Origin of the sequence: Streptomyces sp. NPDC059668, from assembly GCF_042734135.1 — a bacterium.
In the GTDB taxonomy this organism is placed as follows: Bacteria; Actinomycetota; Actinomycetes; order Streptomycetales; family Streptomycetaceae; genus Streptomyces.
On record NZ_JBHWEL010000037.1, the window covers coordinates 15,545 to 29,613 of the forward strand.

Annotated in this window: 11 protein-coding genes and 1 pseudogene; 6 read left to right on the forward strand and 6 right to left on the reverse strand. The window is 69.5% G+C overall.

The features are described from left to right. Positions 1-239: 239 nt before the first annotated feature. Together ACFV2J_RS24770 and ACFV2J_RS24775 are read right to left on the reverse strand one after the other, a co-directional pair. Entirely contained in the window at positions 240-1,445 is a 1,206-nt protein-coding gene (locus ACFV2J_RS24770; protein WP_385090407.1) for an Ig-like domain-containing protein, read from the reverse strand. Positions 1,446-2,257: 812 nt separating this feature from the next. After that, positions 2,258-3,277, reverse strand: coding sequence for a DUF4331 family protein (locus ACFV2J_RS24775; protein WP_385090409.1), 1,020 nt, complete (start codon positions 3,275-3,277; stop codon positions 2,258-2,260). Positions 3,278-3,733: 456 nt separating this feature from the next. On the opposite strand from ACFV2J_RS24775, the gene ACFV2J_RS24780 reads away from it, so the two are divergent. Together ACFV2J_RS24780 and ACFV2J_RS24785 are read left to right on the forward strand one after the other, a co-directional pair. Continuing rightward, positions 3,734-5,902 (forward strand): TerD family protein, encoded by a 2,169-nt coding sequence (locus tag ACFV2J_RS24780; RefSeq protein ID WP_385090411.1) that lies wholly within the window; start codon positions 3,734-3,736, stop codon positions 5,900-5,902. A 320-nt stretch (positions 5,903-6,222) separates the two neighbouring features. Then, entirely contained in the window at positions 6,223-6,849 is a 627-nt protein-coding gene (locus tag ACFV2J_RS24785; protein WP_385090413.1) for a nucleotidyltransferase family protein, read from the forward strand. Here ACFV2J_RS24785 and ACFV2J_RS24790 read toward each other — a convergent pair. The 3 genes and pseudogenes from ACFV2J_RS24790 to ACFV2J_RS24800 all read right to left on the reverse strand — a co-directional run. After that, a pseudogene (locus tag ACFV2J_RS24790) lies at positions 6,750-6,983 on the reverse strand (hypothetical protein); the annotation flags it as partial. The gene ACFV2J_RS24785 and the pseudogene ACFV2J_RS24790 overlap by 100 nt on opposite strands. Positions 6,984-7,156: 173 nt before the next feature. After that, on the reverse strand, positions 7,157-8,215 hold the full coding sequence (locus ACFV2J_RS24795; RefSeq protein ID WP_385090416.1) for an NADAR family protein: 1,059 nt from the start codon (positions 8,213-8,215) through the stop codon (positions 7,157-7,159). Between the two features lie 233 nt (positions 8,216-8,448). Then, the gene (locus ACFV2J_RS24800) at positions 8,449-9,318 is read right to left on the reverse strand and encodes an LLM class F420-dependent oxidoreductase (RefSeq protein WP_385090419.1); all 870 of its coding nucleotides are present in this window, start codon (positions 9,316-9,318) and stop codon (positions 8,449-8,451) included. Positions 9,319-9,544: 226 nt separating this feature from the next. Between ACFV2J_RS24800 and ACFV2J_RS24805 the strand changes: the two genes are divergently transcribed. Beyond that, the gene (locus ACFV2J_RS24805) at positions 9,545-10,321 is read left to right on the forward strand and encodes a hypothetical protein (protein WP_385090422.1); all 777 of its coding nucleotides are present in this window, start codon (positions 9,545-9,547) and stop codon (positions 10,319-10,321) included. An 8-nt stretch (positions 10,322-10,329) separates the two neighbouring features. Here the strand turns inward: ACFV2J_RS24805 and ACFV2J_RS24810 are convergent, their stop codons facing one another. Further along, on the reverse strand, positions 10,330-11,289 hold the full coding sequence (locus tag ACFV2J_RS24810; RefSeq protein ID WP_385090425.1) for a 5'-nucleotidase: 960 nt from the start codon (positions 11,287-11,289) through the stop codon (positions 10,330-10,332). Between the two features lie 251 nt (positions 11,290-11,540). Here ACFV2J_RS24810 and ACFV2J_RS24815 point away from each other — a divergent pair, with 251 nt between their 5' ends. Genes ACFV2J_RS24815 through ppk2 form a run of 3 tightly spaced genes read left to right on the forward strand, consistent with a single transcriptional unit; the run spans position 11,541 to position 13,910 of the window. Then, positions 11,541-12,695, forward strand: coding sequence for an anion permease (locus ACFV2J_RS24815; protein ID WP_385440618.1), 1,155 nt, complete (start codon positions 11,541-11,543; stop codon positions 12,693-12,695). Positions 12,696-12,714: 19 nt separating this feature from the next. Further along, positions 12,715-12,948, forward strand: coding sequence for a hypothetical protein (locus tag ACFV2J_RS24820; protein WP_385091696.1), 234 nt, complete (start codon positions 12,715-12,717; stop codon positions 12,946-12,948). 56 nt (positions 12,949-13,004) lie between these two features. Beyond that, the gene (ppk2, locus tag ACFV2J_RS24825; protein ID WP_385091699.1) at positions 13,005-13,910 is read left to right on the forward strand and encodes a polyphosphate kinase 2; all 906 of its coding nucleotides are present in this window, start codon (positions 13,005-13,007) and stop codon (positions 13,908-13,910) included. The last annotated feature ends 159 nt before the right edge of the window (positions 13,911-14,069 follow it).

The following is a 14,069-nucleotide window of genomic DNA, read 5'->3' on the forward strand; positions in this document are numbered from 1 at the left end:
TTGGTCCAACCACCCCAAAAACCACTCTCTCCCGCCCACTCGCACTACAATGATATTTTACACCCCCGGTGGTTCGCCCCCCGCCCCCCTGGGGGGCCCGCGGCCCCCCCCCCCCGAGGCTCCGGCACCGCCGGCGGCCCGGCCCGGACCCCACCGGACCGACCTCACCAGGTCCCGTTCCTGCCGAACGCCCTCGTGCGGTCGACGTGACAGGAGGACCTACGCGTGCGGCTTCCGTGTCAGCGCGCGGAGCCCGCCTGCCACTCGTCCCACGACATGTTCCAGCCGTTGAGGCCGTTGTCGGGGGCGATCGTCCGGTCGTCGGAGTTCCGCACCACGACCACGTCGCCGACGAGGGAGTGGTCGAAGAACCAGGCGCCGTCCTGGTGGGAGTCGCCGCCGCCCTTGACGTCGTTGAGTCCCACGCAACCGTGGCTGATGTTGGAGTGCCCGAACACCGAGTCGGGGCCCCAGTAGTTGCCGTGCACGAACGTGCCCGAGGTGGACAGGCGCATGGCGTGCGGGACGTCCGGGATGTCGTACTGACCGGCGAACCCCACCGTGGCCCCGTCCATCCGGGTGCTGGCCAGCTTCTCCGATATCACCATCCGCCCGTTCCACGTGGTCGAACTCGGGGCGCCCGCCGTGATGGGCAGTGTCCTCAGGGGTTTGCCGTCCCGGACGACCGTCATCCGGTGCGTGGAGGCGTCCACGGTGGACACCTGCCCGCGGCCCACGGTGAAGCGGGCCGTCCTGTCCTGTTCGCCGTACGCGCCCTTGGCACCTCTGACCCCGTCGAGATGGACCCCGACGGTGATGACCGAGTGGGCCTTCCAGTACTGCTGGGGACGGAAGTCGAGGCGCCGGGGGCCGAACCAGTGGCCGACGACGGGCTGTCCACTGCTGGAGCTGACGTCGATGGCCGACTCCACGGCCTTCCTGTCGGTGATCGCCTTGTCGAAGGTGAACGACACGGGCATCCCCACTCCGACCGTGGAACCGTCACCCGGGGTGAACGTGCCGGTGAAGCGGTCGGACGTGGCGACCGTGGTGAACGCGATCTCCTTCGTCGCCTCGCGGCCCCCGGCGCCGGTGGCCACCACCGTCAGCCGGTAGGCGGTGTCGTGGTCGAGGACGCCATCTGGCGCCCAGGTCGCGCCACTTGAGGAGACGGCACCGTGGACGGCCCGGCCCTTCACGGTGGCCAGGGTCACCTTGCTGATCTTGCCTGCGGAGACCGTGACCCGCCCGCCGCGTCTGACGGAGACGTGCCTCTGTCCGTCGGCGGCGTTCAGTCGTATGCGCGGGGTGTCGACGGCTCCGGCCGCGACGGGAGAGGCCTGCGCACGGTCGCTGCCGCCTGCGGGTCCGGTGCTGCAGCCGGCCAGCAGACAGACCGAGATCGACAGGACCGCGAGGGCCGCGGCCGGGCGGATGTGGTGCATGGGAGCTCCGTCTTTCGCGTCGGGTGGTGTGTCCCACCGGATCCGGGAGGCCGGATCCGGTTCCGGCGGCACGGCGCCGACTACGGCGTGGTGACGCGGGACCGTGTGCGAGAGCCGCACGGTCGCGGCCGGTGCGCGACTTTTCGACTCGCCGTCACCGCCGCGCGCGGAAGCCACCCGTCGCGATACCGACGCCGTACGCGACCGGGACACGAAGCCAACATGACGTGCGAATATCAGGAAGTTGTCAGGCTGTGGCAGGATCCGCGCCGGACCCCGGGGGCCGCCGGCGAGACCGCGGTGCCATCAGTGGGGCGTCGACAGTTGTTCGGCGCGCGGCGGCCCTGCCCCGGTGCGCCACGGCCACGGTGCCCGCGCTGTCCGACAGCGAACGCCGGTCCGCTCAGGGACGGACTTCGGCGTTCCAGGCGGCCAGGATCGGCAGGGCGCGGGCCGTCGCGGAGTCTGGCTCGGCCGTGTAGACGACCAGGGCGTCAGGTGCGCCTCCGGATCACAGGCGTGGGCCCGGGACGTGCCCACGGTGCACGGGGCGACCGCGCCCATGATCTTCCGCATCACGGGCGACCACGCGTGCAGCAGGTCTCCCTCGGCGCGCACGGCGGCCTCGGCTCCGGTCTTGCGGGCGCCGGGTGGACGGGCCCCGCAGCCGCCTTCGGGCGTGCGGGGGCGGGCCCTTGCCCGCGACGGATCGGTGAACGGCTCCGACGGCTGTGCCGGTTGGGCCGGTTGGGCCGGTTGGGCCGGTTGGGCCGGTTGGGCCGTCGGAGCCTCGGGGGTCCTGCCGGAATCCGTCAGGTGGTGGTCGCCGGGTGCGGGTCGCCGAGGTACGGGAACCGGTCCAGGGTGTCGGTGTGCGGTGTCAGACCGGTGGGCGGCGCCTCGTTCTTGGTGAGGAACGCGACGCGGATGTCGATGACGTCCTCCGTGAACGTCCGGCCATTGGGGTACGCGGCGGGCTTGGACGGGTCGAAGTGCAGCACGTCCGGCAGGAGGCCGTGCTCGTCGAGCGCGGTGATCGCCTCCTCACGGGAGTAGTCGCCGGTGTGCCCCAGGAGGTGGACGAACTGGTCCGTCCACCTGGCCCGGTCGTTGACCGGCTCACTGGCGTTGTACTCCTCCTTCGTGTCGTCGGTGTTGAAGAAGCTGCTCATCGACGGGTGCCCGGCCCGGTCCGCGTGGACGAGTTCGCCGTCGCGCAGGACGCTGCAACGGCCCCAGATGCGGAGCTCGGGCCGGGGGGCCAGCTCCGCGGTCGGCAGTTCGACGGCCATGGAGAAGACGTTGGCCGTGGTGTTGGAGTCGACCCCGGTCCACGGCGACTTACCGCCCAGGTGCGGTGCGGTGAAGTTCCGCTTGCCGCTGGTGTCGAACAGGTTCTTGATGCCGTCGAAGTCGAAGAAGAAGGCGTCGCTGCGGCTGCCGGCGGCCACCTTGTAGTCTCCGCTGCCGACCACGTTGGCCTGGCGGTCGAAGGAGACGGCGGCGTCCGACACGATCTTGGTGCCCACCGCCTCGGGCCTGCGGGACTCCGCACCGGTCGCCATGAAGACGCTGTAGGTCTGCGAACCGTCGGACGCCGGTGGACTGAAGACCCAGCTGAAGGCGACGTCGGTCAGGTAGTCGCCGTCGTTGTCGATGTTCAGGCGGTACACGGCGCCGGGATGCAGGGCGTCCGCGTTGGGATTGGCGTTGAGGATCAGAACGGTCCTGCTCGGATCGCCGGGCGCCCCGAAGGCGTACAGGTCGCACAGATCGAGGCGCTGGTCGCCGAGTGGTGGCCCAAGGCTGAGGCCGGTGAAGTGGTTGGACATGTCAGGCCCTTCCATTGCTCGCTCGCCGGAAGACCACGAGAACGCTCGAACGGCTGTCCTGTGGCGCGTGAGGTGCACCCACACCTGGGCGGTGCGTTCAAGCTAGCCCGCCGGGGCAGTCCGACCACCGAGGGTGGGGGCAGGGCCGTCAAACGACGCTCGAACGGGTCACCGAGACGCGGGAGGGGATCGTCTCGCGGTCCGGGAGCAGGGTTGCCGGTCGACACCGTCGTCGCTCATGCGTCACGCGCCCAGCCAGGCGACGAGGATCCGGCGAGCCGCAGGGTGCGCGCACCATGCCTCGACGCCGCGCCCCCGGCGCACGGGCTCGTACGAACTGCCCGCGACCGTCGCTCGCGGAGGACTCGACCTGGCTGCGGACGGTGCGATCGCGGCACCGGAGCGCGTCGGAAAACTCCCGTGCACCGGCTCGCACACCTCTGCGATCATCCCCGAATGGCGCACAGTCCCGAATCGCTGGTCATCCGGCACACCCACCGCATCTCCTCCCCGAAGGGCTCCGCCGGGGAAGGAGCCGCTGCCGCACGACAGTTCGACGCGGCGCTGATGTCCGTGGGCTTCAAACTCTCGGCCCAGCTGCTGGAGCGGCTGTCGGGCCTGTCCGAGGCCGCGGTGGTGCACACCGCCGAGCGGACGCTGCGCACCGTGAGCGAGCTGGTGGGCGATCACGTCCGGCACAACTCGTACTTCATCGACTTCCCGGCGAACGTGCCTGACACCGAAGAGTTCTGGATGCGGTGTGCCGCCAAGGCACTCGGCGACGACACTGCGCGCGAGAGCGTGCTGACGCAGCTGGCACACGGGGTGCTGAACCTGCTCAGCCTCCCCGCCTACGGCCGCTACCAGCACACCTACGAGGAGATGCTCGCGGCGCAGGAGGAGCTGATCGCCTCGGCGGGCGACCGGGTGACCGTCCTGCACCTCGGGCGGGACCTGGACGACGAACTCACGGACCTGTACCTGGCTTTGGCGGGCAGCACGACACCACTGGGCGAGGACCACCTCCGCGACCTCAAGACCCTCGCCGAACGGTGCGCACTCGGCCCCCAGCCGGAGTCGATACCGGTCCGGGAGAATCGGGCGGTCGTCAACGAGGCGCGTCTCGCCGCCGGCGCGGACCTCCTTCTTGACACCGTCGTCGATGTGCTGCGGCTGGCCTGCGCGCTGTCGGGCGGTGACGTGACATTTCAGGAGCCGACCCGGTTCCGGGCATTCCCACGACCCGTCCGCCGCACGCTGCTGGCGGGCCTGGACGCCGTGGTCGCGGCGAACTCCGCCAAGCTGGCCGATGTGCACGCGCACCGCGAGCCTTTCAAACGGCTCGGTGAGCGGCTCCACCCCCACGAGTACCCGCGCTGGCCGCACGCGGCCGACGTGTTCGCCGTGGCGCGGGGTGAGAAGGAGGCGCGGTCCTTCGACAGCCGTGTCGAGAAGCTGCTCGACGAGTTCGACGTCCTCGGTGCGGTGCAACTGCTGAAGTCCGCTCCCGGCAAGCTGTTCCGCGCCCTGGACCTCCTGCTGCGCATCGCCGCCGACCAGGACGAGCGGGACGCGGTGGTGGCCGCCGCGGTACGGACCGCCCCCGAGGTCTCCGGCCGGGTGGTGCTCTCCGTCCGCGAGCACTTCCACAACCGGGAACGGGAGACGGACGAACCCCGTATCTTCGTCAACCGCCGCGGCCGCGCCTGGGCGACCCCCGACCACCGGCCGCCCGTCCCGGCCGCCGACCGCGAACGACTCATCGCCGCCCTCGACGCCGAACTGCGCCGCAGGCTCCCGACGCCCGGCCGCCTGTTGGTCGACCCCGACGTCCTCGACGTGGCGCTCCCGCTCAGCGGCCGGGCGAGCGCGGCCGGGCTCGGCGTACTGCCGCGAGGTTCCCTGTCGGCGGTCGACGGCGAACAACTGCGCTTCTTCGTGTACTGGAAGGAGACCGAGAAGCGGACCGACTACGACCTCTCGGCGCTGCTGCTCCACACCGACTACAGCACCGACTCCTGGCTCTCCTACACCTCCCTCACAGCTGTCGGGGGCGAGCACTCGGGCGATGTCACCGAGGCGCCCGACGGGGCCTCGGAATTCATCAACCTGTCCCTGGACCGGGTACGCGGGGCATTCATCGTTCCGCAGGTCAACATCTTCGACGGCGAAGGCTTCGAGGAGGTCGAGGAGTCGTTCTTCGGTTTCATGCTGCGCGACGGCGACCAGCAGGGCCGGCCGTTCGAGCCGCGCACGGTCCGGATGAAGTCGGAGCTTCGCGGGGTCGGTCGAGTGGCGCTGCCGCTGGTGTTCCGGCGCGAGGACGACGGCCGGTGGCGCGCGAAGTGGCTGCACCTGTACCTGAAGGGCATCTCGTCGGCCAACCGGGTCGAGGAGAACCGGGTGTCGGTCTCCAAGGTGGTGCGCGCCGTCGTGGAACGCGAGTACTTGACGGTGCGGTACCTGATCGACCTGATGTCCGGCGACGCGACGGCCGTGGACCTGTGGGACGGCGGTGTCCCGGACGAGCCCGTGACGTACATCGGTCTCGAACGCCCCGAGGGGCTGCACCCGGACTCTCGGGTCATCACCCTCGAAAATCTGCGGGACTTGATCCCTGGCTGAGTGCTAGCGTTGCCACAGGCGAGGCCATGAAGGGGCTTCCTTCTCAATTCCTGTCCCGAAAACAAGTTCCTTCGCTTTCCTCGCCGCCGACTTCGACTGGGAGGCGCCCGCACGGCGCCTCCCAGTTTTTTGTGCACCGACGGCCATCATCCCTGCGCCCAGGGGGCCTTGGGCGACTCCGGCGGGACGACGCTCCCCGCACCAGGTCGAGTCGCGATCCGTGGTGGTGACGAAGAAGGCGAGAAAGAGGTCGGCGCTGCCACGTAGCGGCAGAAGGGACGTGCGGGCCCTGTAGGCCCGTCACATGGTAGGCATGGGCAATGATCGGTCGCCTCCCGCTCCATGAGCAGCTTGCCGCACTGAAGTCCACGCTGGCCCGTAACGACGTGCTGGTAGAGGTGCTGAACCGAACGGCAGGACTGGAGCTGCCCAACTGGTACGTGACGGGGGGTTGTCTGTTCCAGACCGTCTGGAACGTGGTCACGGACAGGCGTCCCACCAACGGGATCAAGGACTACGACGTCTTCTACTTTGACGGCCGAGACTTGTCGTGGGAGGCGGAGGACGCTGCGATCAAGGCCGCCGGCGAAGCATTCACCGGGCTGCCGACGGTGGTCGAGGTCCGCAACGAGGCCCGCGTCCACCTCTGGTACGAGCAGAAATTCGGCGTGGCGTGCGCTCCCCATGCCTCCACGGAGGCGGCCATCGACAGCTTCGCGGCGACCACCTGCTGCCTGGGCGTGCGCCTGGAGCCGGGCGGACGGTGGCGCGTCTATGCGCCGCACGGGCTCTCCGACGTGTTCAACCTCGTCGTGCGCCCCAACCCGGTGCTTGCCCCGCGCGAGGTCTACGAGACCAAAGCCGCCCGCTGGCAGCAGCAGTGGCCCGAGCTGACCGTACTCGGCTGGCCGTCGGACTCTGCTGTCTTGGCGCCTTCTTCATCCTGAGACGCGGAGCCGAGATGCACGTCGGTCCTGCGTGCGTAGCGGATTCGCAGGCGCTCGAAGTGGTGGAGCCAGGCGAAGGCGCGCTCGACGACCCAGCGCACCTTGCCGAATCCGGAACCGTGGGCGACGCCACGGTCGGTTGTCTCCGTGCCGGGGCAACGAGCCTGTGCCAGGCAAGACTTCGTCCAGGGAAGTGGCCGGACCCGAACCGGCCGTAGTTACGCCGCCGCTCCGTGCATGGCTTTCAGTGCGGTAGGAACTTGTGGTCCCCCTTCATGGGCGGTTGAGCGCTGGTTGCCCGATGAACTCAGCTCTGGTCCAGCACCGGTGGCGAGTGCCATCCGCCGACAGACCGCTGCGCGACGAGTTCGGCCCGGGTCAGCTCCAGCAGTCGGCCCATCCAGTTCCGGCCGCGGCTGTCCGCAGCGTCTCTCCAAAAGGGGGAGTCCGACAATCCGGTGTAACTGATGGTGGCATCGCCGGTCGACACGAGGATGTCGGCCAGTTCGATGTGCTGGGCGAACTTCGCCTTGAGCAGACCGGTCATGACCGCGAGCCGCACACTGGGCCAGTCCGGCCGCCGGGTTGCACGTCCCCCCAGCTCATGTGCCTCCCGAACGGTGGGAGCGTCCGTTATCCGCCTACGATCGGAGTCGTCGGCCGCGGAAAGGGACCAGTACCCGTGGAGCACCGAGGAGTATGTCTCACCGGCGAACGTCACGGGCACCGGATATTCGTTGCGCAGAACGAACAGTCCCGGCTCCTCGGGCCAGCCTCGCGGAAAAACGGTCTCGTGCAAGGTGACAGCTGGGCCAAGACTCCTGTCGGGATCGTCCGCGTATCGCACGGCGCGTCGCTCCAGCGCCCGTGCCACCGCATCGTCCCCGTGATGGAAATAGTCCACGGCTGACTGGCGCATGTCCTGCGTCACCACAGGACCGTCCCCGTCGACGTGCTCGCCGAGGTCGGTGAGCAGGATCCTCAGGGGACGGTCCTGGTGGTCCATGTCGCCCAGGACGTAGATTCGCAGGTGTGGTGGAACTGCCAGATAGGCGTTGCGCAGCAGGGCTCGATGGTGTTCGGTCGGCTCCTGCTGGTAGCGCCGGACGGCCTCCCAGCAGCGTTCCCCTGCGGTCGAACGGCCGCTCAGCGCTTCGATCCGGTCGGCGACCTCCGCGAGGAAGCCTTCCGGAGTCAGCGGTTCGGCATACCGTGAAAGCCACTTCGACGGTTCGGCGGCGCGCGGGGGCAATCCGGGATCGGCCGGCGCGAGCATGTCCGACGCCAGCAGTTTCTCCAGGCCGGCCAAGTCGGTCCGATCCCCGCACATGATCGCGCCGTCAGCAAAGACGGTCAGGTCGTCCACGAACCACTGGGCCCCGGGGCGAGGCCTCCGCCATACGTGACACCAGGCCCCGTCGATTCGTTCCCCATCCACCATCCGATACGTCGGGCGCTGCCATGCCATGCGCACACGCTACCGCGGGCCGAACTACCCAGGATTGCTGACGCCTTGCCTCGAAAGCACCGGTCGTCAGCCGGTTGTGGCCCGGTCAGAGACGACAGTTGATGTCTTCGCCCCCCAACGCGCCCCCGAGGTCATCCCCCGGGGCGAATCCAGGTCCGGGCCAGTTCCGCGACCCAGGTGGCCGCCGCGCCGGGATCGGGCGGGGGTGTGCCGACGACGACGAGTTCGGTGACGCCCGCCGCAGCGAGTGCGGGGAGGTGCTCCGGGGTGCCGTCGCTCAGCGCGACGGCCACCGTGAGTTCGTCCAAGGTGCGACCATGGCGGGCGCACTCGTCGGCGAGGACGGCGATGCGCGCCGGGACGTCGGCCGCCGGGAGATTGAAGCCGTACCAGCCGTCGGCGAGCGTGACCGCGCGGCGCAGGGCACTGTCGCTGTTGCCCCCGAACACGACCGGGAGCCGGCCGCCGCGCAGCGGCTTCGGATTGACCCGGATCCCGTCGAAGCGGGTGAACTCCCCTGTGAAGGAGGCCGGATCGTCGGCCCAGAGGGTGCGCATCGCGGCGAGGTACTCCTCGGTGCGACGCCCGCGCCCGGCGAAGGGGACTCCGAGCGCCGCGAATTCCTCGGCCGACCAGCCGACTCCGACCCCGAGACCGAACCGCCCGGCGGAGAGCACGTCGAGCGTGGCGGCCTGCTTGGCGACCAGGACCGGATGGTGCTCGGGCAGCAGGAGTACCCCGGTGGCGAGCTCGATCCGACTGGTGACCGCCGCCGCGAAGGTCAGGGCAAGCAGCGGGTCCAGCCAGTCCGCGTCGGCGGGCACGGCGATCCGGCCGTCGGCGGAATAGGGGTAGCGGGAGGCGGGTGCGTCCACGAGCACCACGTGCTCGCCGCACCAGAGCCTCGCGAAGCCGTGCGTCTCCGCGGCTGTGGCCACCGCGCGGATCACCTCGGGACGGGCACCGTCACCGATACCGAGCGCGTGCAAGCCCACTCGCATGCTCCACCTCCGACCCTCACCTTAAGCACGAAGCGCTTTGCCTCCGGGCTTCTACGGTGCGCATCTGTCGGTTCGTGGCGCGGGGCGCGGGAGACGGTCGACTGGTCCCCTGCTTCCCCACGCACGCGCTCGCCCACGCGGGAACGGTCCCGTCGTTTCCTGCCCCGCGTTCCCGCCGGCTTGAAGCCCACCGGCGCTGACCGCGGGAGTGCCATGATGCGTGGCCATGGGGACAAGAGACGACAGCGACGAGGCGTACGTGGTCGGCCTGTGCGACCAGGTGCTCGGTGAAGCGGCTTCGACCCAGCACAAGTTCGACTGGCTGCTCGGAGATCCCGGAACGGGTGGTCGACGCGCCAAGCTCCCTGTCGACGCCTACTGGCCCGGTCACCAGCTGGTGGTGGAGTATCGCGAGCTCCAGCACGACCGGCCGACACCCCACTTCGACAAGCCGGACAGGCTCACCGTCAGCGGTGTGCACCGGGGCGAGCAGCGGGCGCTCTACGACGCCCGGCGGGACACCGAGATCCCCGCACGCGGACTGCGGCTCGTGGTGATCCGCCCGTCCGACCTCGACGCGGACGGGCGGGGCCGGCTGCGCCGCAGTCAGGAGGCTGATCTGGCCGTCCTGCGGCAGCTCCTCGCGCGTACCAGCGATGAAGACCGGGTCATCGACGCGTTCCGCACCTGGCTGCTCGGCGAGGGCTGGACGCCGGTCGACCCCACAGACCGCTGGACGGACGTCGAAGCCGTACGAGGCGACGAGCGGTTGATCTGCGAGGCCAAGGGCCGGACCTCCGAGAAGGGCATCGACGCGGACATCGCCTACGGGCAGTTGCTGCGCCGTATGACGAGCGAGGCACCAGGAGCGCGCTACGCGTTGGTCGTGCCCTCGTCGTCCGTCAGAGCCGTCGAACGGGTTCCCGTGCACGTACGCCGGCTGCTGCGAGTCGACGTCTACGAGGTGACGGACGACGACACAGTGCGCCGGCTGCCGATGTAGGCGGGGGTTCACCGGTGCGCTTCGGCGGCCTCCACGCGGTCCCGTTCGTTCATCTTCCCGAAGGGGACGTGCACGCTGGGTGTGTTGAGGGACGTGCCGACCAGGTGGCCGACCTGGTCGTCGAAGAAGATGTGGGGCTTGAGGACCCCCATGATCGTGCTCTTGTCTATGCCGCCGAGGAAGAAGGCGTCGTTGACGGTCACGCCCCAGCCCTTCAGACTCCGCACCGCGCGCTCGTGAGCGGGCGCGTTGCGGGCGGTGACCAGGGAGACATGGACACGGATCTTGTAGTGCGGGTCCTTGGCCCGCTGTACTTCTTCGCGCTGCTGGAGCCGGTTGAGGCTGGCGAGGAAGTCCCGCAGGGGTCCCGGGTCGTGCGGGGTGGCGGCGTTCATCGTCTCGTGGGAGCGGAAGACCTCGATGCCGTCGGCCTGGTAGACCTGCTCGGAGGCGTCGTCGGCGAGCACCCCGTCGAAGTCGAAGGCGATCCGCAGGTCCTGGTCGTCGGTCTCGTCGGCTGCCGCGGAACCGAGGACCCGGCCGGCGGGCAGACCGAGGGCGACCGCCTCACGGACGTCGGTCTCGTTCGCGGACAGGAACAGCGACATGTTCAGGGCGGGCATGAAGTGGTACGGCGAGCGTCCCTGCATGAAGATGGCCCGGCTGATCGGCAGACGGTGGGACTGGATGGACCGCATGACCCTCAACCCGGTGTCGGGATCGTTGCGGGACAGGACGATGACCTCCACCAGAGGATCGTCGGGGGAACTCAGGTCGTTCAGCGACAGCAGTCTGCGGATGAAGGAGAAAGCGACCCCTTTGCCCAGGGTGTCGTCGAGGTGCTCCTCCTGATAGGCCCGGTAGGACTCCTCCCCCTGCTCCCGGAAGACCACATCCGCCTCCGCCAGGTCGAACAGCGCACTGGAGGCGATGCCGATGACCAGGCGGTTCACAAGTTCGTAGGACACGGCTCATTCTCCTGCATCAATTCAAACACGTGTCTCAATCATGACATCGAGTCAGTTCGGCGAGCGGGTGGGCGACCCTGAAATACCCGGCCTCGGACCGGAGATGACGGTCGGCGCGCCGGGCCGCCGGGCGCCGGCGCCGGTGAACGCCGCCCGATACGCCCGCAAACACACGCTCACCTCCACTCGGCCATGCGTGGGCTTTGCCTCCGGTTCTTTCCCCGTACGCCTCCGATTGCTTTCATCAGGGGATGGACCACATCACGTTCCTCGTGGCGGTCGTCATCGTCACGGCGCTGGCCTTCGATTTCACCAATGGATTCCATGACACGGCGAACGCGATGGCCACGTCCATCGCGACCGGGGCGCTCAAACCGAAAACAGCGGTCCTCATCAGCGGCGTACTGAACGTGGGCGGCGCGTTCCTTTCCACCGAGGTCGCCAAGACGATCTCCGGCGGAATCGTCGACGACACGCTCGTCACCCCGGGCATGATCTTCGCGGGCCTGGTCGGGGCGATTCTGTGGAACCTGCTGACCTGGCTGCTCGGGCTTCCCTCCAGTTCCTCTCACGCGCTCTTCGGCGGACTCATCGGCGCGGTCTGGGTCGGCGCGGGTGAGCACGGCGTGCACTTCGACAAGGTGTTCGAGAAGATTCTGATTCCGGCGGTGGCCTCGCCGATCGTGGCGGGTGTCGCCGCGCTGCTGGCCACGTACCTCGCGTACCGGATCACCGCCCGGGCCCGTGAGAAGTCCGTGACGAAGGGATTCCGGCTCGGGCAGATCGCCTCGGCCTCGCTGGTGTCGCTGGCGCACGGCACGAACGACGCGCAGAAGACGATGGGCGTCATCACGCTGACGCTGATCTCGGCGGGCGCGCTGGGCCATGACGCGGGTCCGCCGGTGTGGGTGATCGCGTCCGCGGGCCTGGCCATCGGACTCGGCACCTACCTGGGCGGGTGGCGGATCATCCGGACCATGGGCAAGGGGCTCACCGACATCCAGTCCCCGCAGGGCTTCGCGGCCGAGGCCGCCTCCACGACGGTGATCCTCACCTCCGCCCACCTGGGTTTCGCGCTCTCCACCACGCAGGTCTGCTCCGGCGGCATTCTCGGGGCCGGGCTGGGCAGGCGACTGGCCGAGGTGCGCTGGGGCACCGCGGGTCGTATGGCGCTCGCCTGGCTGGTGACACTGCCGGCCGCCGCGCTGGTGGGCGGGGTGTCGGCGAGCGTCGTGAAGCACGGCGGGACCTTCGGCACCGTGGTGATCGCGCTCGTCGCGGTGGCCGTCGCCGCGTTCATCGTCGCCGCCTCGCGCCGCAACCCGGTCCACGCCTCGAACGTCAACGACCACCACGAGGTCTCCGTCCGTACCGCGGCGCCGGCCGGCGCCGGTACGTCCGCCTGAACCTAGGAGAGTCCCGGACATGCATCTCGACTGGACCGCACTCGGTGAAGTCGCCGCGGTGAGCACAGGAGTCACCGTGGCAGTGGTCGTCGTCTTCGCCCTCGGCGTGCTGGGCATCGCCCGCGCCGAGACCACGCGCGACGGCGGTGGCGGCAGTGACGCCCTGGGGTTCGCCCAGGCCGGGCTCTGCTTCCTGGCCTGCGCGGCCGTGGTGGCCTACGGCATATATCTGATCGTTCCGCAGTTCCACTGACACGGGGAAAGAACCCGAGTGGCGGAATACGCGGAACACGGAAAGAGGAGGTCCGGATGACGGAACTGCTGGCTGGCATGCGGGTCGACTACTCCGACCACGACGACCCCGTACTGATCCGGCCGGACGGCAGCCCGGTGGACACATGGCGGGAGAACTACCCGTACGAGCAGCGCATGGAGCGCAAGGAGTACGACTGGCACAAGCGGCTCCAGCAGATAGAGCTGCTGAAGCTGCAGAGCTGGATCAAGGAGACCGGCCGGCGGCTCGTCGTCGTCTTCGAGGGACGGGACGCGGCCGGCAAGGGCGGCACGATCAAGCGCTTCACCGAGCATCTGAACCCGCGCGGCGCCCGAGTGGTGGCGCTGGAGAAGCCGACCGAGCGGGAACGCGGGCAGTGGTACTTCCAGCGGTACGTGGAGCACCTGCCGACGGCGGGCGAGATCGTGATGTTCGACCGGTCCTGGTACAACCGGGCGGGCGTGGAGCGTGTCATGGGTTTCTGCTCCGACGACGAGTACCGGCGCTTCATGCGGCAGGCGCCCGCCTTCGAGCGGATGCTCGTCGACGACGGCGTGGACCTGGTGAAGTTCTGGTTCTCGGTCTCCCAGAGTGAGCAGCGCACCCGGTTCACGATCCGCCAGGTCGACCCGGTGCGGCAGTGGAAACTGAGCCCCATGGACCTGGCCTCGCTGGACCTCTGGGACGACTACACGGCGGCCAAGGTCGCCATGTTCCGCGAGACGGACACCGAACAGGCGCCCTGGACCGTGGTGAAGAGCAACGACAAGAAGCGGGCCCGCGTCGAGGCCATGCGCAGCGTGCTGGCCCGCTTCGCCTACACCGACAAGGACGAGGAGGTCGTCGGCAGCCCCGACCCCAGCATCGTGGGCGCGGCGGCGAACCTGCTGGAGGAGGGCGAGGACGACGCGGTGCCCGCAGGTGGCACGGCGGCGTCCTGACGGCAGCGGCCACAGACCGACACGGTCGCACCGGCGACGGCCGGGTTCCCGCGGGGGCGCGCGGTCGGCGCCGGACGAGCGCCGGAGGTCTCCGGCGGCGGGGGGGGGCCCGGGCCGCCCGGCCGGCGGGGCCGGCCCCCGGCGCGCCCCCGCCCCCCC

Excerpts from the sequence above, each read along its gene's own strand:
- ACFV2J_RS24770 (WP_385090407.1), bottom strand. The coding sequence starts at position 1,445 with ATGCACCACATCCGCCCGGCCGCGGCCCTCGCGGTCCTGTCGATCTCG.
- ACFV2J_RS24775 (WP_385090409.1), bottom strand. The coding sequence starts at position 3,277 with ATGTCCAACCACTTCACCGGCCTCAGCCTTGGGCCACCACTCGGCGAC.
- ACFV2J_RS24780 (WP_385090411.1), top strand. The coding sequence starts at position 3,734 with ATGGCGCACAGTCCCGAATCGCTGGTCATCCGGCACACCCACCGCATC.
- ACFV2J_RS24785 (WP_385090413.1), top strand. The coding sequence starts at position 6,223 with ATGATCGGTCGCCTCCCGCTCCATGAGCAGCTTGCCGCACTGAAGTCC.
- ACFV2J_RS24800 (WP_385090419.1), bottom strand. The coding sequence starts at position 9,318 with ATGCGAGTGGGCTTGCACGCGCTCGGTATCGGTGACGGTGCCCGTCCC.
- ACFV2J_RS24805 (WP_385090422.1), top strand. The coding sequence starts at position 9,545 with ATGGGGACAAGAGACGACAGCGACGAGGCGTACGTGGTCGGCCTGTGC.
- ACFV2J_RS24815 (WP_385440618.1), top strand. The coding sequence starts at position 11,541 with ATGGACCACATCACGTTCCTCGTGGCGGTCGTCATCGTCACGGCGCTG.
- ACFV2J_RS24820 (WP_385091696.1), top strand. The coding sequence starts at position 12,715 with ATGCATCTCGACTGGACCGCACTCGGTGAAGTCGCCGCGGTGAGCACA.
- ppk2 (WP_385091699.1), top strand. The coding sequence starts at position 13,005 with ATGACGGAACTGCTGGCTGGCATGCGGGTCGACTACTCCGACCACGAC.